Below are 23,104 nucleotides of genomic sequence, written 5' to 3'. Positions count from 1 at the left end.
TTGCTACCTCCCCTTATCCTACAAGTTGATAGTATATATTTCTAGCTTTTTCCATTGAATCTGTTCCATGAATCAACACTCTACCATCTTTAAAAATAACAACACGATACGGTTCATACTCTAATGAGATTAAAAACTCATTTTGATGAATTGTGCCAATGTTACTTAATTGTTTGGCTAACTCTTCTATATTTACTTCTCTTTTCCCTCGTATTTGAACAGTATTTCTACCGCAAAGAACTTCCATTTTTGTCTGTGAATCATAAGTTAAGTTCGGATAACTCGGATTTTCACCACAAGTAGGACATGTATCTTTTTTAGATCTAGTCATGTCTATCGTATGATATAAATTATTCCATAAATCAAATGTTACTAGTTTCGTACGTAAAGACTGGTAGTCTTCTACTAAAAGCTTTAGTACTTCAGCTTGTTGATGTGCAACAACCATTTGTACTGTTGGATTAATAATTCCTACTGAGTCACAGGTTGCACCTGAAACTGGCGTTGAATCAAGTAAACACTGTAAGCATGGTGTTTCATGTGGTAATATTGTAAAACTCATACCTGTGCTACCAACACAGGAACCGAAAATCATCGGGATATTATATTGGTGTACTAAATCATTCATAATAAATCGAATATCAAAATTATCAGTTGAATCTATTACTAAATCCACATCATGCAATAATGGACCAATGTTTGTGCTTGTTCCATCCATTATATATGACTCAATAAGAACAGATGAATTAATTCTTTGTAAGTGTTTCTTTGCAGCAATCACTTTAGGCAATTTATTCAAACAGTCTTCTTCTGTAAAAAGCTGTTGTCTTTGCAGGTTACTTGCCTCAACATAATCACGATCGATAATGGAAAGTTTACCAATTCCCGTACGAACTAGACTCTCTGCATTAGCTGTCCCGAGTGCTCCACACCCAATTATTAGAACGTGCTTCTTCCGTATTTTGTTCTGTCCACTTACTCCAATTGGCTTATATAAGACCTGACGTGAATACCGATCGTTCATTTTCTTCCCTCACTCTTGAAATATACTATTAGCCACCTATATAAGACATTTCAATTCTATCTTTATCCCTAGCAGACTCTTCCGTTCTTTCGTCGGAATACCTGTCCGTACGTTTATCCCAAATCATTGTTATCTGCTGCTTGATTTCCTCATCGGTTGCCCCAGAACGCAAGAGTTCTCTAAAATCATATCCATTACCTGCAAAAAGGCAAGTATATAGCTTACCATCTGCTGCGATTCTTGCTCTTGTGCAAGTGGAACAGAAGGATTCTGAAACGGAGGTTATAAATCCAACTTCTACATTTGTACCAACATAACGGTAACGTTTTGCTACCTCTCCTACATATGCTGGGTCTACTGGTTCTAGATCAAAGTGGTTAGTCAACTTTTCATAAATTTCTTTTTTTGTAACCACTTTGCTAAAATCCCATCCATTTGTTTTACCTACATCCATAAACTCAATATATCTTAAGGTTACACCTTTATTTTTAAAATACTCAGCCATTCGAATAATCTCATGATCATTCATACCTTTTTTAACAACCATATTTACTTTTACTTCAAGACCAACTTGTAATGCTTTTTCAATACCTTTTATCACTCGTTCTGTACTTACACCACTATCATTTATTGATTGAAATAATTCATTATCTAGCGCATCTAAACTAACATTAATCCGTTTTAAACCAGCATCCTTTAAGCTTTCTGCCATTTTTTCGAGTAACGCTGCATTAGTAGTTAGACCAATATCTTTCAATCCTTCAATAGAAGATAATTTAGCTATTAAATAAGGTAGATCTCTCCTTAACAAAGGCTCTCCACCTGTTAAGCGAATTTTTTTCACACCAAGCTTTACAAAAGACTTAGCTAATCTTTCTATTTCTTCAAAAGTTAATAAATGGCTCTTTGGCAAGAAGGGATAATCCTTACCAAAGATCTCTTTTGGCATACAATATGTACAACGAAAATTACAGCGATCTGTTACCGATATTCGCAGATCCTGTAAGGGCCGACCGAATTTATCTGTAATACTCATTTCTGATGGCCTCCTAATAAAATAACTTATCTACTATTCTACGGGGTGGAGCTATATTCCATTAATGAAATACAGCTCCACAATCAAAACTTCATTATTTGGAAGAATCTATATTTACCTCCTCAATACGACATGGATGTGTATAGACATTCATTTTATTTCCCCTTGCAAAACCAATTGTTGTTATCCCTAAATCGCTTGCTAAATTTAATGCTAAGTCAGTTGGTGCTGATTTTGATAATATGATTCCAACACCAATCTTCGATATTTTGAGTAGCACTTCTGATGAGATTCGCCCACTAAACACTATGAGTTTATCGGATAATGGAATTTTTCTTTTTAATACAGTACCATAGACTTTATCTAATGCATTATGTCTCCCAATATCAGTACAGACCTCAAGTAATTCATCTGTTGTTGCCAGTGCCGCATTATGCACACCACCCGTACGTTTAAATTGGTCAGACCTAAGTTGTAAATCGTTCATTAAATTATAACATTGTTCCACTGAAATCGTTAACTTACTAGTAATAGTTTTAGCAGTTCTAACATCACTTTTAAAATAAAATTGTCTACTTTTCCCACAACATGATCCTATAAAACGTTTTGAATGATCTTGTTGTGATATATCAATATGTTTATATAGGTCCACATAAGCAAAACCTTGACTCTCATCTATTGATAGATTTTTAATTTCCTCGTGTAATCGAATTATCCCCTCTGAGGCAAGAAAACCTATTACCAGTTCCTGAATATTGGTTGGTGAACAAACCATGGTTGCAAATTCTTCACCATTTAAAATAATGGTAAGAGGATACTCTGTAGCAATTTCCTCATTTATTTTTGAGGCAATTGTTCCATTAAAGCGTATAATTTCCCAACCATTTTGTTTAACGTCATTCATCGTTTCACCTTCTAATGTGGTTCCATTTCAAGTTCTTCGACACGTTTTTCCACATATTTCGTATCTTTATGCGCAAAGTAAGTTTCTGCTTTCTCTACAATAACAGCAGTATTATATTCTGGAATTCCCGCAAAGCTCTCATAAACACCTTTTGGTATTAAGGAATTCCCCTCTGGCCAGTGTACCTCTAAATTACCTGATCTTACACGTTCAAATTTTGCACGACCTGTAAATGATCCATGCTGATTAAAAACAACAATAGCATCTCCTTCTTTAATGCCAAGTGATTCACCATCTCTTTGATTCATTAGTACATCGTAACGATTTGCAGCATTAAATGGATCTATATCATCATATATCATGGAATTAAATTGCTTCCCTCGCCTTGTCGTTACATAGAAATGTCCTTCTGGCTTTCTTAATTCAGGTAGCTCCACAGATATTAAATTTCCCTTTCCATCAGGTGTTGGACAAGTACCACCCTCACATAACCAAGCACCACCCCATTGGAACAAATCACCCTTCTCTTTTAAATGCTGAATCCCATTATAATTCGGCGCTGCTTTGGCTATCTCCTCACGAATTTCAAATGCATCTTGGAAATCAATCAATTCACTCTTATCTGGTTTCACTCGTTTCGCTAAATCAACGTATATTTCCCATTCAGATCTTGCTTCCTCTATTCTTGGACCTTTGATTTCTGGTGAGAAATATACCATTCTTTCCGTAGAAGTTGACGTTCCACCTCCAGGTTGTTCATATCTGGTCATGGCAGGAAGAACAATTACGGCCTCTTTTGCATCTAGTAATGTTGATGTATTCAAAATAATATCTTGGTGTACTCGCAATTCAATATTCTCTAGACTATCTTTAACAAAATCTGGATCCGGCATTGTTTCTAAGAAATTACCTCCAGACATATAATACAATTTAAGTTTTCTTTCATGAGTTTCAGGTAATAGTGCATTTTCTAAGGATACCCCAACAATATCTCCTTGCCACTCTGGAATATTAAATCCCCAAATCTGTTCTATACGTTTTCGATTTTTCTCATCTAATCCCCCACCTGGTAAGGAGAAAGGATCTGCTCCCATTTCAGCCGAGCCTTGTACTCCAGAGTGCCCACGAATCGGCATTAATCCACAATGCTCTCTACCTAGAAAACCTCTCAGTAAAGCCAAGTTGGCAACTTGTGATATATTATCCGTACCGAAGCGATGTTGTGTTAGTCCCATCGACCAAACAAATACTGCTGATGTTGATTTTGCAAGGAGTGCTGCCAACTCTAGCATTCTCTCTTTTGAAATACCAGAAGATCTCACTAATTGTTCCCAATCGTATGCAATAACTTTGTCTCTTAGCTCATTAAGTCCATTCACATGTTCCTCAATAAATTCATGGTTTAAGGCTGACCCAGGTTCACGTTCTTCCATTTCAAACCAGTGCTTCATAATTCCATGCATAAAGGCAATATCGCCACCTATATTGACCTGATAGAAGTCATCAGCGATCTTTGTACCAAATAGGGCAGATTCCGGAATAGATGGAACCCAATAGTTATCCATTGCGGGTTCATGATATGGATTAATAATGATTATTTTCGTTCCTTTACGTTTTGCCGCATACATATACTTTGTAGAGACAGGCTGATTATTAGCAGCAACAGATCCCCAAAATACTAATACATCCGTTCCTATCCAGTCTTTATAGTTGCAAGTTGATGCACCTACTCCAATGGAGCGACTAAGTGCAGTTTTGGATGGTGAATGACAAATACGTGAAGCATTATCTATATTGTTTACCCCTAAAAAACGAGCAACTTTTCCTAAAGTGTAATAAACTTCATTGGTAATTCCTCTTGAAGTAGTATAAAAAGCAGTTTGCTTCGGATTAACCGCTTTCAATTTGGCTGCAATCATATCCAATGCCTCATTCCAAGCAATCCGACTAAAATTCCGCTCTCCTGGTTTCCTAACTAATGGATAAGGGATTCTTCCTAACTTACGAAGCTCTGTACTATTCATTTTTCGAAGTTCATCAATATCAGCATGTAAAATAGATTCTTTTATTGGCCCCATTGTATTTAAACGTAGTACATTCAGTCTTGTTGTACAGACATGCGGACCTTTCAATGTTTGATCCTGAAGTCCACTTACCCCTAATGCACATCCGTCACAAACACCTTGAGTTAGAATTCGTGTCGCATAGGGCAAATTATCCTTGTTATCCCAAACCACTTTCATCGTATCGCGAATATGATGAGGTTTTACTTTACCTAATCCAAACGGTACCTTGCTTACCCAAAGTTTCGGATCAGGTTTTTTTGGTATTTTAATTGGGCCGGTATGTTTTGTTTTTCCCAAAACTTATTCCTCCTTCTTCCTTGGTTTAGATATACACGCAGGGTCGACACCCTCTATTCGAGTGCACCGACCCCATTTTTTTAGTTTATTATTCTACTTCTTTAGCTGCGGCTGATGCATGTTGAACAGATAGACTTTCCTTTTCTCCACGTAGTCGCTTAATATCCAAACGAATCCATAATGATAAACCTAACGCTATTGCAAACATAACGGAGAATATCGTCATAGTTAGTGTATAATTACCAGTATTATCATAGATTAGGGAGAGTAAGATCGGACCCACAACCCCTGCCATAGCCCAAGCTGTTAAAATGTATCCGTGAATAGCCCCTAGTTGCTTCGTTCCAAACAAATCACCAATATACGCTGGAATGGAAGCAAATCCACCACCATAACAAGTTAGAATTGCAAATAATAAAATCTGAAAAACGATCGCATTGGAAGCGAATGGTAAAATGGCAAATGCAACAACTTGGATAACAAAAAATGCAGTATAAACATTTGGACGACCAATATAATCACTTAAAGATGCCCATCCTATTCTTCCTGCACCATTGAACAGCCCTAACACACCAACCATGGCAGCTGCTGCAATAGCAGTCATTCCTGTAATTTCTTGTGCCATTGGAGAAGCTACAGCTAATATAGCAATTCCACAGGTTACGTTTATAAATAACATAAACCATAACATCCAGAAACGTCTTGTCTTAATCGCTTCATTTGCAGTAAGTTGAGATAAATCTTCTTTAATTTTAACTTTCGTCTTACCAGCTTCTTGCTTTTCAACAAACCCTTTAGGAGCCCATCCTTCTGGAGGTGGTGCTAAATATTGAGCGGATACTGTCATGACGACAAAATAAATCGTACCAAGAATAAAAAAAGTATTAGAAATTCCAACTAATCCTATTAGAGCTTCAATTGCTGGACCACTTAACATCGCAGCAAATCCAAATCCCATAATAGCAAGTCCTGTTGCTAATCCACGTCTGTCTGGGAACCATTTAACAAGTGTTGATACTGGTGAAATGTAGCCTATTCCTAGACCCATCCCTCCAATAATCCCGTAAAAAAGATATAATAATGGTAATGATTCCAAAAGGGTCGCAATCCCTGATCCTGCTACCCCTATGCCGAATAAAATCGCAGCTAACATACTTGATTTTTTAGGACCATTTTTTTCTACAAAACGACCCATAAACGCTGCTGAAAACCCTAAGAAGAAAATTGCAATACTAAATGCAGTTGATACTTGTGTCTGACTCCAGCCATACTCAGCAATCATTGGATTGGTGAATACACTCCACGCGTACGCAGAGCCAATTGATAGGTGAACCCCAAGTGCACAGGCTGCAATTAGCCACCTATTTTTTACCTTCCCCATAAACATCCTCCTTTTAAATATATATGTAAGTTTTCTAATACTAGTAGATTAGAAAACAAACTAAATAAGGAATAAACATGTTCGTAATACAGAGCTGATAATGCGGCTTTGAGATATTGCAGTTTGCCTTATATGTAAAAATATGGATAGTTAATAATCGATTCATTATTTTCACTCAATTTTGTATAATATCCTATCATGAAAACGATTACATATCAACAAAAAAATTTAGTGCTCTAATATACAAAAGCCTCACACATTTGTGAGAGGCTTTCTATAACGGATTATCAATAAAAAATGTTAACACTTTTGCTTCATTTTCATCTACTGGGATAAATAAATGGGGTTTAGAACCTTGGAAACAAGCACTATCGCCTTTTTCCATAAAATATTTCTTTCCATCATATAAAAGATAAATAGATCCCTCTAAAACAAATATAAATTCATCTTGTGAATGAGTATAAGCCTCTTCACGTAAATTTAAATTCTTAGGCGTTACATGAACAATCGTAGGTTCAAAGCCTGACAGGGATGAACGATTTGCGAGAAGTTCATATGAATATCCCATATTCTCATCTCCAAATCTTGGTCTCCTACTAGACTTTGGTAGTAAAACTAAATCTTGTTCATTCTCATCATCTAATAACCATGAGAGAGAAACCTCTAATACTTCACTGATTTTAGAAAGCGTAGCAATGGCAGAAGCAGTTTGGCCGTTTTCAATTTTTGATAACATACTTTTAGAAATACTAGCAGAGTCTGCAACCTGTTGCTGGGTTAACTTTTTTCGCAAGCGCATTTCTTTTATTTTTTTTCCGATTGTTTCTAGATTAATGGTTGCTCTCTCCCCTCTTGTTGTTGTAGATATTTATTCTATAATAGATTAGATTTTAAAACATAGTCAAGAAATGGGATAATTCACAGATTTAGCTAGCTTTTTCTGTCTTAGTATTTATTGGTACTTTTGGTTTGAGAACAAATATATAAATAGATAGCAAGATACAGAAAAATAATACTCCATGAAATAAGGTATGTAGTGTATTCGGCACAATTCCGTTCATTACTGGTAAAAATGCATGAGTATTTTCAAACATTACCGTATACCCTTCAACTTTTTCTGCTGCACCAATGCCTGTCAAATAAGGAATCCACCAACTCATAACTGCCCCACCTAGAATAAAGGATGGGTGGATAATAAGCCACAATTTAATTAATAGTGGATACTTTTTACCAATGAACAACAGGATTAAGAAGATAAGTATAGCAACTTGAACTGAACCAATTAAGGTAACTAGGATAATTTCGCCAGTAGATTTTTCCTGCTTAATAGCTTCAATATCGTTCAGCGTCCCAAGTGGAACTATGTCTTGAAAAATCATAAATAGTAATATTAAGCTATATCCTAAAAGTAGTATTTTTTCACTCAAACGAATATTTCTCATTATAAAAACTCCTCTACTCATACTAGATTCTAAGTTCCCCTCCATACTATCATAATGAATGCGATAGTAATTTATCTTTTTTGTAAATTTAAAAGAGGGTCGTGATTATTTTCTAATCACAAACCCTCTTTCTATTAAGCCGTTCCTTCAATAAAAGCTAGCGATCGACTAGGAAGTTTTTTCCCTAGTTTATTTTGAATAAATATAGATGCATCTTGAATCCTTTTTTCTTGAATTCCAGTACTGATTCCTAATCCATGTAATAGATATAGGACATCATTAGTTGCTACATTCCCTGCAGCACCTGGAGCATAGGGACAGCCACCAAGCCCCCCGATTGAAGTATCGAATCTAGATATACCATAATCTAATGAGGTCATGATATTTGCTATCGCCATCCCCCTAGTGTCATGGAAATGCATAATTATTTTTTCTTTAGGAAATCGTTTAAGTATTTCTTCTAGGAGCAATTCTACTTGAGAAGGTACAGCTGAGCCAATAGTGTCTCCAAGAGAAATATCGTCCACACCATTTGTAATTAATTGATCACATACACGCAACACCTGATTAGGTGAGATTTTTCCATCATATGGGCATTCAAATACGGTGGAAACATAACCTGTTACCTTCTTCCCTTCCTTCTTCGCCTCTTCAATAACTTGCTTTAGAACTGGAAATGTTTCATTTATAGACTTATTAATATTTTTTAAGTTATGGGTTTCACTGGCCGACATAAAAACGGATGCTCCATCTATACCTGATTCTAGTGCATCTTCAAGCCCTCTAATATTTGGAACAAGTGCTGAGTATGAAACAGTTGGATTCCGCTTAATTCGCTTCCCAACCTCTTTCGCATCAGATAAGGCTGGGATCCATTTCGGATTGACGAACGATGAATATTCTATTTCCGATACACCGGTATTCGAAAGCATATCAATCCATGCTATTTTGTCTTCGGTAGAAATGAATTGTTTTTCATTTTGCAAACCATCACGTGGCCCAACCTCTTTTAACTGTACAAAATCTTGCCATTTTCGCACTTTTTCCCCTCCTCTATAACTGCTCATGATTACGGTAAAAAAATGGTACCGTTTACATTTATACAATAAAATATGTGAGAGACATAAAAAGGTTTTTCCTAATAGTTATTCAATTTTGTGTCATCTTATTCAACTTTGTTGAATTAAGTTTAACTCATCTCAACAGGTTATGTCAAACCATTATTTTCTAACTGTTTAGACTAATAAGTATTATTTCTCCCTAATTTTTCGTCCTAAGTGTACAAGTACTGCATATAATAGCCTGAGAGATGTGTTACGGGGGAGATAGTATGTTCTCAATTTTAGAAAAGGCAATTGTTGGTATGGCATTACTTAGAATCATGTCAGGCTTCATCGAAATCTTTGCTGCGTATTTAATGTTAAGATTTAATGAAATTGAAAAAGCTTTAATTATAAACTCAACCCTAGCATTTATTGGTCCATTAGTTCTAATTATTACTACTACAATTGGTGTAGTTAGCATAGCGGATAAGGTATCATTAGTTAAACTAATTTGGATAGTACTTGGTGTTTCATTGATTTTGTATGGTGTCAAGAGTGATTAACTCCTGTTTTATGGGGCTTAGGCTGGGGAAGATATACATGATCCAGTAGATGAGCATTGTTCTCTATACATGATAATTTTAAGTTGTTCCTTGCTAGCTTCTTAACCCCTTTCGTTCTTCAAAAGCCTCTATATAATTTATTTCCTATCACATAAAAATATATTGGATTAGAGATACTAACTTAAAAACTAATAGGAGGAAAAAAGTTGGGCATATTAGATGGGAATCAACATGATGAGCCATTTCATTCCGGCGAGATATTTCATTTATGGTCATACTTACTCGGGACAAAAGCTACATTAATTACTATGCAAGTACTAATAAATCATACTGGCGACCATGATTTAAAAACGTTCTTAGAAGATCTTTTAGAAAATTGCTTTACCCAGGAAGGGCAACAAATTGAGGCTATATTAAAGGAAGCTGGAATAAGGCTCCCACCTTCTCCACCTGACAGACCAAATGTAGAACTTCAGGATATTCCTGCTGGAGCGAGATTTAACGATTCAGAAATAGCTACCTTAGTAAAAAAGGAGCTTATCACAGGTAGAATGATTTGTAGCTACATTATGGGTATTGCTATAAGGGAGGATATTGGTGAAATGTTTGGGGAATTTCATACCCAAAAAGCCGAATATGAAAGCAAACTTTTAACCATTACAAAAACTAAGGGGTGGCTTGTTCCTCCTCCGATTAATATAAAATAATCAGCTTAAAAGTAATCTAGGATTTAGAGTTACTCTAAAATAAATTTTTCCTGATAACTCCCTTTACTTTTAAAAAAACATCTTTGGGAGTGAACCTAGTTGGCTAAGAAAAAAAAGGGAATGAGTATTGTAGCTATAGGCTCAATACCACTAATAATGACTCTAGGAAATTCTATGCTTATCCCTATTTTACCACAAATGAAGAAGTCTTTAGACTTGTCCCAAATGGAAGTAAGTCTAACCATAACTGTATTCTCCATAGCAGGAGCTTTATTCATCCCAGTTGTTGGATATCTTTCCGATCGATTTTCTCGTAAAATAATCATTATACCGTCCCTCATATTATTTGGTATAGGTGGCTTAATGGCAGGTTTGGGAGCATTTATATTACCAAATGCGTATGCTTGGATTCTAATTGGTAGAACTGTTCAAGGCATGGGAGCTGCTGGAACTGCACCGGTTGCAATGGCATTAGCTGGTGACTTATTTAAAGGTGGAGAACAAAGTAGAGTACTAGGTATATTCGAAGCCTCTAATGGACTAGGTAAAGTTCTCTCCCCCATTATAGGTTCTTTATTAGCTTTAATGGTTTGGTATTCCGTGTTTTATGCATTTCCAGTATTCAGTCTGCTGAGTCTCGTATTAGTATCTATTTATGTAAAGGAGAAACGTAATAGACAAGCCCCTCCACCATTTAGAAAATATGCAAAGGGCTTACTAACAGTTTTTAAGCATGAAGGTAGATGGCTATTTACAACGTATTTAGCAGGAGGAACATGTTTATTTACTTTATTTGGAATTCTTTTCTATCTATCTGATATTTTAGAAGGAGAATATAAAATTGACGGGATTACAAAGGGCTTAATCCTAGCCATTCCCTTGTTAATCATGGTTACCACTTCATATATTACGGGAAGTAAAATAGGAAAAAACCTAGAAAAGATGAAAAGAATTGCAGTAATCGGCTTTCTGCTCATGACCTTTTCCTATGGGTCGTTGGTTTTCTTTGAAAAAATAGTCCCCTTTATTTTAGTGCTAGGAATAAGTAGTGTAGGTGTAGGTCTAATCCTACCTTGTGTAAACAGTATTATCACTGGAGCAGTAGGTAAAGAAAGAAGAGGTTTTGTCACCTCTTTATATGGTTCAGTCCGATTCCTTGGTGTAGCAGCAGGACCACCAGTATTCACACGCCTCATGGAATGGAGTAGAACAGGGATGTTTACTACACTTGCAATCTTTACATTTTTTGTTGGCTTGTTAGTCCTATTGTTTATTCGGGTAAAGGGTAAAAATGGTAAAGAAAAAAAGATCACACCAGTGAGATATAAGTATATATAATTAGGGCTTTTTTCTAAAAGCTAACGAATAAGGTATAGTAAATTCTACTCTGTAGATAAAATTCACTATCGATGTTGCTATCCATTGACTAAGAATAGCCAAAAAAATAATTTTCCAATTAATTACTAATGCATTAATGATAAAAATGGACGTATTGATGTAAAAAAGGGGTCTTCCTGGAGGTATTCCTCTCCAATGAGATATGATGAAAGCAATTACTCCAACTCCTCCATTGGAGACCCGATGTCTCATTAAAATACCAATACCAGTACCCAAAAATACAGAACCCATAATCAAATCAAGGAAAATATATTGATGAATTATTACAATATTATTTTCGAATAAATCTACGAATAAAGATGTCATCGTTATCCCAATAAATGTCCATAGGGCGAACTTCTTACCTAGATACTTTATACCAATTAATAATAATGTAAAATTAGCAATCCAGAGGGATAAGCCCATTTCTATTTCAAACCAATGGTTCATTAATATAGCAATCCCACCCGCTCCACCAGAAGGAATGGACTGTGGGAATAAAAAAACACCCATACCAAACCCTTGAAATACACATCCCAACATAATAAATCCTAGCTTTTTGATTTTGTCTTCCATAATTTCTCCTTAGACGGCTTAGGCATCGGACAACTCCTTCTATTATCCATATTCCCCTACTAAATAAATCATTCCTAAAGAAAACAATCTTGTCCAATTTTAAAGAACAAAAAAGCGCTTCTCTTTTGAAAAGCGCTAGCTAACTACTAAATATTGTTTGCTTCTATAGATTCAGCAAACCTTCTTATACGTTCCCCTATCTCATCCCGAACACGTTGGAATACCTTCCATTTTTCCTCATCTGTACCCTCGGCTTTTGCAGGATCATCAAAGCCCCAATGCTCTCGTTTAACATGGGGAGGCGTTACAGGACAATTGTCCTTCGCATCACCACACAATGTAACTGCCATTTCAGCATTGTTTAAAATGACCGGATCAATAATATCAGAAGTTTGATTAGAAATATCAATGCCTACTTCTGCCATCGCTTTTACAGCATTTGGGTTTAGACCGTGAGCTTCAATTCCAGCACTCTTTACTTCCCATTCATCACCCAAATACTTCTTTCCCCAGCCTTCGGCCATTTGGCTTCTACAAGAATTCCCTGTGCATAAGAAATATATAGTTTTTTTAGACATATAAGTTCTCCTTTATTAAAATATGGTTAACGTTAAATAAAGACCTAGTAATGTAATACTTAAAATAGGAATTGTTAAGATTATCCCTGTTTTAAAATACGTACCCCAAGATATTTTCACACCTTTTTGAGATAACACATGGAGCCATAATAAAGTCGCTAAAGAGCCAATTGGTGTAATCTTTGGACCTAAATCGGAACCTATAACATTAGCATATACTAAAGCTTCACGAATAACTCCTGTTGTATTTGTTTCAGATATGGCAATTGCATCAATCATCACTGTTGGCATATTATTCATAACGGAAGAAAGAATAGCCGCAATAAATCCCATACTGATTGTTGCAACAAATAAACCTTCCTCTGCAGCAAGTTGAATCACATTAGCTAATAAATCGGTTAAACCGGCATTTCGTAACCCAAATACAACTACATACATACCAATCGAGAAAAACACAATGTTCCAAGGTGCTCCTTTTATAACCGCTTGTGTATTAACTACTTCACTTTTTCGTGCCATAATGATAAAGAAAATCGCAATAATTCCAGCTACTAGTGAAACGGGAACATCTATAAATTCACTAATGAAGTAACCAAGCAGAAGTACACCTAATACATACCAAGATAAACGAAACATCTTCCTATCACGTATTGCTGCACTAGGTACTTTCAATTGTGTCAAATCATAATTCCGAGGAATGCTTTTACGGAAGTAAATTAGTAATACGCCTATTGTCGCAATCAGTGAAAATAGATTCGGGATTATCATTCTTGACGCATATTCTACAAACCCTATATTAAAAAAGTCTGCGGAAACAATATTAACTAGGTTACTTACTACCAAAGGTAAAGAAGTCGTATCGGCAATAAAACCGCTAGCCATAATAAACGGAAATACCATTTTCTCCTTAAAATTTAAGTTCCGCACCATAGCAAGTACAATTGGTGTTAAAATTAAAGCTGCTCCATCATTTGCAAAGAAAGCAGCGACTATCGCTCCTAGTACACTGACATAAATGAACATCTTAATGCCATTTCCTTTAGCAGCACGGGCCATATGTAGTGAAGCCCATTCAAAGAACCCTATTTCATCTAAAATGAGTGATATTAAAATGATAGCGATAAATGCCAATGTTGCATTCCAAACAATTCCTGTAACCTCTACGACATCACTTAAGGAAACTACACCAACTAGTAAAGCAATAATCGCTCCCCCTACAGCAGACCATCCGATAGATAGTCCTTTAGGCTGCCATATAACTAAGATTAATGTAGCTAAGAAAATGATCGAAGCTAAGATGATCGTTCCGGTTGCCAAATTTAATCCCCCCTCTTAACAGCATTGGATTCTTTTTCCGTCTTTTTCCAATGCCTCTATTCTATATTGTTGATTCGGTAATTGTTCTAGAAGTGGTAGAATAAATGAATAGGATGGATCCTCTTTATTAATAGAATAAAAAATCCATTGCCCCCTCCTATTTTCTTGAATGAGCCCAGCATCTTTTAATTTTCGTAAGTGTTGACTAATCGAAGGTTGACTCATTTGAAATATCTCTACGAATTCGCAAACACATACTTCTTGCTCATCTAGAATCTTCGTCATGGTAAGTCTTGTTTTATCACCTAATAGCTTCAAAATAGATGCAGCTTTTTGAATTTCTAACATTGTCTTAACCATTATTTCTCCTCCCAAATCATTGCTATATAACTATATAATAATTTACTTATATAATCAATCATGCAAATTCATGACGAATATAGTATTATATATAAAGTATGAATTACCTTTAGGTATTGAAGGGAAAGGAATAACACATGAGCATAAAAGAAGAAGTAGCAAAACGAAAAACATTTGCAATCATTTCCCACCCCGACGCTGGGAAAACAACATTAACCGAAAAACTATTACTATATGGAAATCTAATCCGTAGTGCTGGTACAGTAAAGGGAAAAAAATCTGGTAAGTTCGCAACATCTGATTGGATGGAAATCGAGAAACAACGTGGAATTTCTGTAACATCTAGTGTAATGAATTTCCCGTATAAAGATTTTCAAGTAAATATACTTGATACACCAGGGCACGAAGACTTTAGTGAAGATACGTATCGAACACTTACAGCAGTCGATAGTGTTGTCATGATAATCGATTCTGTAAAAGGGATTGAGCCACAAACCCTTAAGTTATTTAAAGTATGTAGAATGCGCGGTATTCCTATCTTTACATTTATTAATAAGTTGGATCGTGAAGGTAGAGAGCCTTTTGAATTATTAGAAGAAATTGAACAAGTACTAGAAATCGAAACGTATCCGATGAACTGGCCAGCTGGTATGGGGAAACGCTTCCTTGGTATTTTCGATCGCATGAATGAACAATTTATAAAATTTAATGCTAATGAAGATGAATCTCATATTCCTTATTCACTATTAGAACATGATGAACATAAAGAAATGACTGCTAAGGGAGAATTCGAGGTAGCCAAAGATGAGCTTGCTCTATTAGATGAAGCTGGGAATCAATTTTCTTTAGAAGCGGTATTAAACGGAGAGCAAACACCTGTATTTTTCGGTAGTGCACTTGCACCATTTGGTGTTCATGACTTTTTTGATACATTTATCAAACTTGCACCAACACCACAAGCTCGAAAATCAACTGAAGGAATCGTTGAGCCAGATCATCCAGATTTCTCCGGGTTTATCTTTAAGATTCAAGCGAATATGAATCCAGCCCACCGAGATAGAATCGCTTTTGTTCGGATATGTTCCGGAAAGTTTGAGCGTGGGATGAGTGTAAAGCTTTCAAGAACTGGAAAAGTATTTAAGCTATCTCAATCACAACAAATTGTCGCATCGTCCAGAGATACAATTGATGAAGCATTTGCTGGTGATATTATCGGTATTTATGACCCTAATGCTTATCAAATTGGCGACACTCTACTTGAAGGTAAAGCAAACTATGAATTCGATGAATTACCGAAGTTTCCACCCGAGTTATTTAAAAAAGTAATGGCTAAAAATGTTATGAAATCTAAACAATTTAAAAAAGGAATTGAGCAACTTGTACAAGAAGGAGCAATTCAGTTGTTTAAGGATAAACGTACAGAATCGTATATTTTAGGTGCTGTTGGTGAATTGCAATATGAGGTGTTTAAGTACCGTATGGAAAATGAATATAATGTAGAGGTTATGTTTGAATCGATTGGGGAACGAATACCTCGATGGCTGAAGGCTGAACAAGTAAAAGAGTCACTTTTCGACGACCGTAATTTACTTGTTCGCGACCGTCATGATAACTATCTTGTTTTATTCCGTAATGAGTTTGCTCTAAACTGGTTTAAAGATAATCACAAGGACATTGAGTTAATTGATTTGTTTGAAGTCAATTCTTATGGCCAAGTAAAATAATAGATGGATCATGGTTGGTTAAACACTTAACCAACCATGATCCATTTTTATCATCCAATCTTTATGAAACTCCTCAACATTAGTGTATCGTTTTTCCCTATCATTCTCGACAGCCTTAAGTGCTACTTCAAATAAGTCTTTACTTACATCCCACTTTTCAAAAGAACGATTTAACTCGCTACCAAATAAACAAAAGGCTACTGCTCCCATATTAAAAACATTAGTTTTTTCATCAATAACTGCACCTAATTCAAACTCTTCTGGAGACATAAATCGGGATGACCCCCACATTCTCCCCATCGAATTAAAATAAGGTTTCCTTTGATATAAATCAATATCGCATATTTTAGCTATAGATTTGCTGAAATCGTACAAAATACTTCCATCATAAAAATCAATTGCAACATAACCGTTTTGTTCTACATGAACATGAAATTCTAAAATCTGTTTAAATACTTGAAGGCGTTTTTCCACTGGTAATTGTTTAAATCGATAAAAAGGCGAATCTGGATATTCATATTTAAGTGGAGGTGGAAAAGCCCAATGATTATGTAAATTTTCTCCATCAAACCAGTCATACACTAATCCGTACCCATTTTCTAACTCAAAGTGATCTATTAAATTTACTAAATGAGGATGTTCTAATTCATTATATTTTACGACAGACTTTTTTAGATTATGAACTGCCGTCTCAGGAGTTACCGTAGAGTTGATAGTTCTAGCACCAGCATATTTTATAAATTTCTTTATACCATCTTTTTCCAAACCAAAGCTAATGTTCCCAGAATCTTGTTGATCAAACACTGCAAAAACATTACCGTATCCTTTTAACCAATCGAAATTATGGTCTGCTTTCAGCTTGAAGGAAATTCTCTGATTTATCTTTTTTTGTATCATGCTACCAAATAATACCCCCTAGAATAAATAAATCATTTCTATCTATGTCACCTCTCTCCTCCTTTTGTAACTTTCGTTATTATCTTATCACACTGAATTTTAATTTGTTTGTAAATATATGATACAAGGCCTTCAATTCATAAAATATTTCTTTAATCTTGCTTACGTTTTTTGTTTATGGGCATTCTAATTCTGAATAGTACGTTTAGATAGGAGTGTCACAATGAATACTTACCCTGAATTAACAAAAAATTATATTTCTGGCAAATGGAGAGATGGAACAGGTAATACCGAACTTGAAGTTGACAACCCTTATAATGGTGAAATTTTAGGTCGGATTAAAACAGCGAGTATTGATGATATAAACGAAGCATATAAATCAGCTAAAAATGCCCAAAAAGAGTGGGAAAAGGTCAATCCCTTTGAAAAGTCGTCTATTTTAGAAAAAGCAGTTCAGTTATTTCAAGCTAGACGAGATGAACTTGTAGACCTGTTAATTAAAGAAAGTGGTTCAACTTATTTAAAGGCAAATGTTGAAGTAGATTTTGTAATTGCGATAACCAGAGAATCTGCTTCCTTCCCTTTAAGAATGACTGGTGAAATTATACCATCACTCGTAGCTGGTAAAGAAAACAGACTTTATCGTAAACCGGTTGGGGTTGTCAGTGTTATTGGTCCTTTTAATTTCCCAATGTATTTAGCTCAACGGTCTATAGCTCCAGCTCTTGCCACAGGAAATGGTGTTGTGTTAAAACCTGATAGTCAAACACCCATTACTGGTGCAACCATTATTGCCAAAATATTCGAGGAAGCTGGTATACCTAAAGGCCTATTGAATGTCGTTGTACCTAATCGTAAAGAAGTCGGAGATATACTAATGGAACATCCGATTCCAAGGGTTATCTCGTTTACAGGGTCAACTGGAGTTGGACGACATATTGGTGAAATCTGTGGTCGCTTAATTAAGAAACCAATCCTTGAATTAGGTGGAAATAATGCATTATTAGTTCTTGAAGATGCAAATATAGACCGCGCTGTTAATTCTGCTTTATTTGGGAAGTTTTTACACAATGGACAAATATGTATGTCCTTAAACCGTATTGTCGTCCATGAAAAACTATATGATGAATTTGTTGAGAAATATGTAACCCTAGCACAAAAAATAAAAGTAGGTAACCCTGAAGATAAAGAAACACTTATTGGCCCGCTTATCAATAAGAATGCAATAGAACGTATTTTGGCTGATATTGAAAAGGCTAAAAAGCAAGGTGCAGAAGTTGTCCTTGAAGGAAAAGTTGAAGGAAATGTTTTATACCCATATATATTAACAGGAACAAATGATGTTGCAACTGCCCAAAATGAAATGTTTGGACCTGTTGCCACTATAATCAAATGTCATTCTGATCAAGAAGCAATAGATATTGCTAATGATAGTCAATATGGATTAAGTGGAGCGGTACATGCAGGTTCTATTGAACGAGGGGTTGAGGTTGCTAAACAAATTGTAACTGGTATGGTTCATGTTAATGATCAAAGTGTTAATGATGAACCACTTATTGCTTTTGGTGGTGAAAAGGACTCTGGAATTGGGCGCTTTGGAGGTATTCGCTCACTTCATGAATTTACAACCGAACAATGGATATCTGTTCAACGCGAAGAACGGGAAAGTCCATATCATGTTAACTATTTAAAATAATGTAATTTCATTAGATTTAAAATGTGAACATCATCCCGTATCACAAGAAGTGATACGGGAAATGATCTGTAAATTATAATATGACGATAGACTTTAGTTATATTTTAGATCTTTTACCGGATTAACCAATTTTTCGAATCCATCAATATGACATTCCACAGTGTCCCCTTCTGAAATTTTAACAGCACCCGGTGTTCCGGTTGAGATGATGTCACCAGGTTTTAATGTCATTACCTTAGAATGAAACGAGACTAAATCCCACGGTTTAAATGTCATGTTATTTACTACATTTTTCCGATGAACATTTCCATTGATGAACGTAGTAACATTCAGCTCTAGTAAATCTTCTACTTCGTCAACAGTAACCAATTGAGGACCAAAACTAAAGAAAGTATCAAAGCTTTTCGATCTAGTTAAATATCGCGGATTTTTCTCCAAAATATCCTCTGCTGTCATATCTAATATAGTCGTAAATCCAGCAATAACTTTCGGAACCTCATCAGGTGATATATGTTTACACTCTTTTCCAATAATAATACCTAACTCCGATTCAGCAGTAGTACGATTAGACTGAAGAGGAATTTCGATTGAATCTCCATAACCAATTATTGTTGTATCCGGCTTCATAAAACTAGCCGGTTCTGTGTTTGGTGCAACTTCATTCAAGTCGAAAGCATGATCTACATAATTTAATCCAATCCCCCAAATCTTACTAGGATACCGATAAAGTGGACCATAAACTACTTCTTGATGTGGTATCAATTCTTTAGACGTTTTTAATAAAATCATTTCTTCCTTTTCTCTTAAAAAATCCTTTAAGTCATCTAATTTCCCTTGTTTAATTATTTCAAATAAATCAGTTGGCCAAACCTCATCTAATCTGCTATTTAGAATTTCCAATGGCAACAACCCTTCATAAAAGACGATAGCGCATTGTTCTTTTCCTTCAATTGAAATCGTAGCTAATCTCATATCGAACGCTCCTTTTTAATTTGATAATTTATAAATAAGATTCCCATCTTTATATTCTAGTTTCAATTCTTCCATAATCGTGAAATCAACATCGGAAGAAATTTTTTTCATAGCAGGTTCAGAAACTATTAATCTATTTAAATGTAACGTATTAGCTATTTGTACGATACTACCCATTTCTTGATTAAAGTTTGGCCCAAGACTATATAGCGCTTGTTTAATTGCTTCTTGCTCCGTTGGATAAATAAAAGGAAACATTGCCCTTCTTAAAAAAGTACTAGTGATACAATTCATATAAGTTACTTTCCGATCGACTTTATTAAACAATTTCTCTGTTGTAAAGTCTGCAAGTCCAATGCCTTGAGCATTACCGTGTGATTTACTAGCTAAATCTAGCACTGCTATTCTTTCAATTTTAGGCTCTGGAGGTTCTTTAATACCATCGATCCTTAAACGTCCAATTATATTCGGATCCATTCCCGTACCACTGAAACATTTCCCCATTTCCTCAACAATTAATAAATCAATTTCTTTAATCGGTAGGGACGGCATGAAATCTTTGGCTTTCTCCAGTAGTGCCGCTTCTTCTTCGTGCCAATTTTCAACAGACACTCCCTGTATGATAGCTGTTTGATCATAGCTATCCTCCACGATAGCAAGTCCCATACAAATAGGTGAGTTTTCTAACGCAAGTTTTGAGCCATTGATAATGTTAGACTCCATATTTTCTGCACCTTGGCTATGAAAGAAGCTCGCACCTTTTTGCTTCCCCAACCCTACTAAAACCATTTTACTTAAACCACTTTCAATTTTCCCACTAAATGCTGTATGAGGTTTAATTCGATTAATAACTAATATTGCATCCATGTTATATGCTGTTTTATCCATAAAAACCGAAAAATCTCGATTTACTTCACCTAACTTTACAACATCCATCGAAGATAGAATCGGTGCACCAACAGTTTGTTCTGTTATTCCCAGTTGGGCTAATACCTCAACTTGCCCTTGTGCGGTAGCGCCGCCATGACTTCCCATTGATGGAATTATGAATGGGTTGAGCTGTCTATCTCTTAAATAGTTAACCGTTTCTTTTAATATCGTAACTATATTATCTATACCTCTGCTTCCAGCTGTAATGGCAACGTCGCTTTCTGGTGATAACTCATTTAATCTATTATTGTGACTAAGTTCTTCCCATATTGTTCTATGTAAGTCTTTAAGTTTAGAAGATTTAAATGATTGCTCTATTTCATAGAATATCATGTTAACTCCTCCTGATACCGTTATAATTATTAGTATACATGATATATTCTATACATTCATAATTATTGCGAATAATTAAAAGAAGATGTAACCTTTTCATGTTCACCTTATGCATTTTCCTTTAGTTCATGTTTATTAGATCCATCCTTCCTCTCACCGCTCCAATAATACAACCCTCGTCTCATTTATAATAGTTTGTTGATGTATCAATATTTTATAGTTCATTATACGTTGTGTAAGTTATTATTTTCATGGAAATACTACTCATGGAGGTGTTTATGTGGAAAAGGAATTTCGTGAATATCGTACTGGACAAGGGGTTCCAGTATCTGGATCATATATATGTCAATCCGGTGTATCCGCTAAATTAAATAAAGATGAATCATTTCCTCGATGTCCAGTGAGTAAAAAAGATACGTATTGGCAGCACCATAATGAAGAATGATATAGTAAAAAACTTTGTCTAATTATAGACAAAGTTTTTTTGTGGTCAATCACTATCAGGTTGTTTCTTTTCCAGTCATGACATCTTTTGCCCACTTCAGAGATTGTTTGTATAGTTTATTAAAATCTTCAGCATTCAGCTTTAATTTTGATGCTATTGGGTCCATTCTATACCACTCACCTTTTTCAGCAGCACATACTAGGTTTTTTACTGCAGATAGAGAGGTCTCTTTACCAAGTAATGTTTCCTTTATATTTTCTTCAAGTGGAAGCTTATGTAGGACTATTTCTAATGGTTGTTTAAAAATCGTTTCAACCAGAGAAAATAAACCGGTTAAGAACGAGCTAGAACTATCATTTCTTTTTCCTATATGAATGGATATTAGCTCACTAGCTTTAGCCCTTGTTAGGCTAAGCTTAATAACCTCTTGTAAGAATGGTTCGGATTTTTCAAGATGTTCACGAAAAGAAAGTACAAAAATCCATTTTCTTAATTCAATTAATCCTAGTAAAACTATCGCTTGTTTAATCGATTTAATTTTATTTACTAAGCCAATGGAAGGTGAGTTGAGTAATCGAAGAAGTTTATAAGACAAAGCGACATCAGACTCAATAAATTTTGTAATTCTATCTATATCTGGTTCATCCTTTGAAAGTTCTGAAATAAGAACTAGTAAATTATGATTAAGAACAGGTAAATCATTCGTTGATAAGATTACAGGTTTACTAAAGAAATATCCTTGAAAATATGTATACCCATCTTTAAGACACTGTTCATATTCTTCTCTCGTCTCCACTTTCTCTGCTAAAAATGTGATATTAGCATGTTGGAGTTTATTCATAATTCGAAGTTGTTCAGTTCGATTCGTTTTCTGTATATCAATTTTAATAATATCTGCTAATTCTACTAATTTAGTAGCGTTTTCATCTTCATTTATTAGTTCGAAATCATCCAGGGCTATCCTATAACCTTGTCTCTTTAACGTTAGACAGTTTTCAATAATTTGTTTGGTAGGCTTTACCGATTCTAATACCTCGATGACTATTAATTCTGGATGTAAAAATGTTGGTACTGAATTTTCAAGTATAGTCTCTGTAAAATTTATGAAACATGGTTTCCCTTCTGAAAGATCATCTATTCCAAAATGAAGGAAACTATTGATAACTTCAAAGGTGGCTTGGTCATGGTTTCCGTTTGAATATAGATTTTCATATTCATTATCTCTATATAACAATTCATAAGCAAAAACCTCTTGATTTTTTGTTAAAATAGGTTGCCTAGCTACAAAAACTTCCACATTCCCACCTCAAGTCACATCAAAATTATAGTAAAATCATACCATAACTTTGTAAAAAACAACCATATTATGAGAAAATAATATCATTTTTTGTCGAATATTAAAATGCTTGTATGGGGGTTCATTAATTTGCTAAAAG

Annotated in this window: 22 protein-coding genes; 6 read left to right on the top strand and 16 right to left on the bottom strand. The window is 35.1% G+C overall.

Going from position 1 to position 23,104, the window contains the following annotated elements:
- Positions 1–13 precede the first annotated feature (13 nt).
- The 8 genes from AB1K81_RS03245 to AB1K81_RS03210 all read right to left on the bottom strand — a co-directional run bounded on the left by AB1K81_RS03245 (position 14) and on the right by AB1K81_RS03210 (position 9,217).
- Positions 14–1,024: a MoeB/ThiF family adenylyltransferase gene (locus AB1K81_RS03245; protein ID WP_412975214.1), complete on the bottom strand. Its 1,011-nt coding sequence runs from the start codon at positions 1,022–1,024 to the stop codon at positions 14–16.
- A gap of 28 nt (positions 1,025–1,052) precedes the next feature.
- Entirely contained in the window at positions 1,053–2,060 is a 1,008-nt protein-coding gene (gene moaA, locus AB1K81_RS03240) for a GTP 3',8-cyclase MoaA (protein WP_412975213.1), read from the bottom strand.
- 94 nt (positions 2,061–2,154) lie between these two features.
- Entirely contained in the window at positions 2,155–2,964 is an 810-nt protein-coding gene (gene fdhD / locus AB1K81_RS03235) for a formate dehydrogenase accessory sulfurtransferase FdhD (RefSeq protein WP_412975212.1), read from the bottom strand.
- A gap of 11 nt (positions 2,965–2,975) precedes the next feature.
- Complete coding sequence (locus tag AB1K81_RS03230) at positions 2,976–5,327, bottom strand: FdhF/YdeP family oxidoreductase (RefSeq protein ID WP_412975211.1); 2,352 nt, start codon at positions 5,325–5,327, stop codon at positions 2,976–2,978.
- Positions 5,328–5,415: 88 nt separating this feature from the next.
- Positions 5,416–6,708: an L-lactate MFS transporter gene (locus tag AB1K81_RS03225; protein ID WP_412975210.1), complete on the bottom strand. Its 1,293-nt coding sequence runs from the start codon at positions 6,706–6,708 to the stop codon at positions 5,416–5,418.
- Positions 6,709–6,982: 274 nt separating this feature from the next.
- Entirely contained in the window at positions 6,983–7,516 is a 534-nt protein-coding gene (locus AB1K81_RS03220; protein WP_412976107.1) for a helix-turn-helix domain-containing protein, read from the bottom strand.
- A 118-nt stretch (positions 7,517–7,634) separates the two neighbouring features.
- Positions 7,635–8,150, bottom strand: coding sequence for a hypothetical protein (locus AB1K81_RS03215; protein WP_412975209.1), 516 nt, complete (start codon positions 8,148–8,150; stop codon positions 7,635–7,637).
- A 134-nt stretch (positions 8,151–8,284) separates the two neighbouring features.
- Positions 8,285–9,217, bottom strand: a complete 933-nt coding sequence (locus AB1K81_RS03210) for a hydroxymethylglutaryl-CoA lyase (RefSeq protein ID WP_412975208.1) — start codon at positions 9,215–9,217, stop codon at positions 8,285–8,287.
- 263 nt (positions 9,218–9,480) lie between these two features.
- On the opposite strand from AB1K81_RS03210, the gene AB1K81_RS03205 reads away from it, so the two are divergent.
- The 3 genes from AB1K81_RS03205 to AB1K81_RS03195 all read left to right on the top strand — a co-directional run bounded on the left by AB1K81_RS03205 (position 9,481) and on the right by AB1K81_RS03195 (position 11,801).
- Positions 9,481–9,756, top strand: a complete 276-nt coding sequence (locus AB1K81_RS03205; RefSeq protein ID WP_412975207.1) for a YqhV family protein — start codon at positions 9,481–9,483, stop codon at positions 9,754–9,756.
- A 206-nt stretch (positions 9,757–9,962) separates the two neighbouring features.
- A complete protein-coding gene (locus AB1K81_RS03200; RefSeq protein ID WP_412975206.1) occupies positions 9,963–10,463 on the top strand; it encodes a DUF3231 family protein in 501 nt (166 codons plus the stop codon).
- 120 nt (positions 10,464–10,583) lie between these two features.
- On the top strand, positions 10,584–11,801 hold the full coding sequence (locus AB1K81_RS03195) for an MFS transporter (protein ID WP_412976106.1): 1,218 nt from the start codon (positions 10,584–10,586) through the stop codon (positions 11,799–11,801).
- Here the strand turns inward: AB1K81_RS03195 and AB1K81_RS03190 are convergent, their stop codons facing one another.
- From AB1K81_RS03190 to AB1K81_RS03175, 4 genes are all read right to left on the bottom strand, one after another.
- The gene (locus tag AB1K81_RS03190; protein ID WP_412975205.1) at positions 11,802–12,416 is read right to left on the bottom strand and encodes a YitT family protein; all 615 of its coding nucleotides are present in this window, start codon (positions 12,414–12,416) and stop codon (positions 11,802–11,804) included. It abuts the gene before it with no gap.
- Between the two features lie 146 nt (positions 12,417–12,562).
- Complete coding sequence (gene arsC / locus AB1K81_RS03185; protein ID WP_412975204.1) at positions 12,563–12,994, bottom strand: arsenate reductase (thioredoxin); 432 nt, start codon at positions 12,992–12,994, stop codon at positions 12,563–12,565.
- A 15-nt stretch (positions 12,995–13,009) separates the two neighbouring features.
- A complete protein-coding gene (locus AB1K81_RS03180; protein WP_412975203.1) occupies positions 13,010–14,311 on the bottom strand; it encodes an arsenic transporter in 1,302 nt (433 codons plus the stop codon).
- Positions 14,312–14,326: 15 nt separating this feature from the next.
- Positions 14,327–14,671 (bottom strand): ArsR/SmtB family transcription factor, encoded by a 345-nt coding sequence (locus AB1K81_RS03175; RefSeq protein ID WP_412975202.1) that lies wholly within the window; start codon positions 14,669–14,671, stop codon positions 14,327–14,329.
- A 137-nt stretch (positions 14,672–14,808) separates the two neighbouring features.
- On the opposite strand from AB1K81_RS03175, the gene AB1K81_RS03170 reads away from it, so the two are divergent.
- Entirely contained in the window at positions 14,809–16,395 is a 1,587-nt protein-coding gene (locus AB1K81_RS03170; protein ID WP_412975201.1) for a peptide chain release factor 3, read from the top strand.
- 18 nt (positions 16,396–16,413) lie between these two features.
- Here AB1K81_RS03170 and AB1K81_RS03165 read toward each other — a convergent pair whose 3' ends face one another.
- Positions 16,414–17,292, bottom strand: a complete 879-nt coding sequence (locus AB1K81_RS03165; RefSeq protein ID WP_412975200.1) for a protein kinase domain-containing protein — start codon at positions 17,290–17,292, stop codon at positions 16,414–16,416.
- Positions 17,293–17,515: 223 nt separating this feature from the next.
- On the opposite strand from AB1K81_RS03165, the gene AB1K81_RS03160 reads away from it, so the two are divergent.
- Entirely contained in the window at positions 17,516–18,988 is a 1,473-nt protein-coding gene (locus AB1K81_RS03160; RefSeq protein ID WP_412975199.1) for an aldehyde dehydrogenase family protein, read from the top strand.
- Positions 18,989–19,081: 93 nt separating this feature from the next.
- On the opposite strand, the gene AB1K81_RS03155 is transcribed toward AB1K81_RS03160, so the two are convergent.
- Together AB1K81_RS03155 and AB1K81_RS03150 are read right to left on the bottom strand one after the other, a co-directional pair.
- Entirely contained in the window at positions 19,082–19,960 is an 879-nt protein-coding gene (locus AB1K81_RS03155; protein ID WP_412975198.1) for a fumarylacetoacetate hydrolase family protein, read from the bottom strand.
- 15 nt (positions 19,961–19,975) lie between these two features.
- Entirely contained in the window at positions 19,976–21,223 is a 1,248-nt protein-coding gene (locus AB1K81_RS03150; RefSeq protein WP_412975197.1) for a nickel pincer cofactor-dependent isomerase, group 22, read from the bottom strand.
- A gap of 280 nt (positions 21,224–21,503) precedes the next feature.
- On the opposite strand from AB1K81_RS03150, the gene AB1K81_RS03145 reads away from it, so the two are divergent.
- The gene (locus AB1K81_RS03145; protein WP_412975196.1) at positions 21,504–21,668 is read left to right on the top strand and encodes a hypothetical protein; all 165 of its coding nucleotides are present in this window, start codon (positions 21,504–21,506) and stop codon (positions 21,666–21,668) included.
- 55 nt (positions 21,669–21,723) lie between these two features.
- Here the strand turns inward: AB1K81_RS03145 and AB1K81_RS03140 are convergent, their stop codons facing one another.
- Positions 21,724–22,965 carry an EAL and HDOD domain-containing protein gene (locus AB1K81_RS03140; RefSeq protein ID WP_412975195.1) on the bottom strand — a complete coding sequence of 414 codons (1,242 nt, stop codon included), beginning with the start codon at positions 22,963–22,965 and terminating at the stop codon, positions 21,724–21,726.
- Between the last annotated feature and the right edge of the window lie 139 nt (positions 22,966–23,104).

It is taken from the genome of Ornithinibacillus jepli (assembly GCF_047228935.1).
Classification (GTDB): domain Bacteria; phylum Bacillota; class Bacilli; order Bacillales; family Amphibacillaceae; genus Ornithinibacillus.
This window is presented reverse-complemented; position numbering and strand designations above follow the sequence as displayed.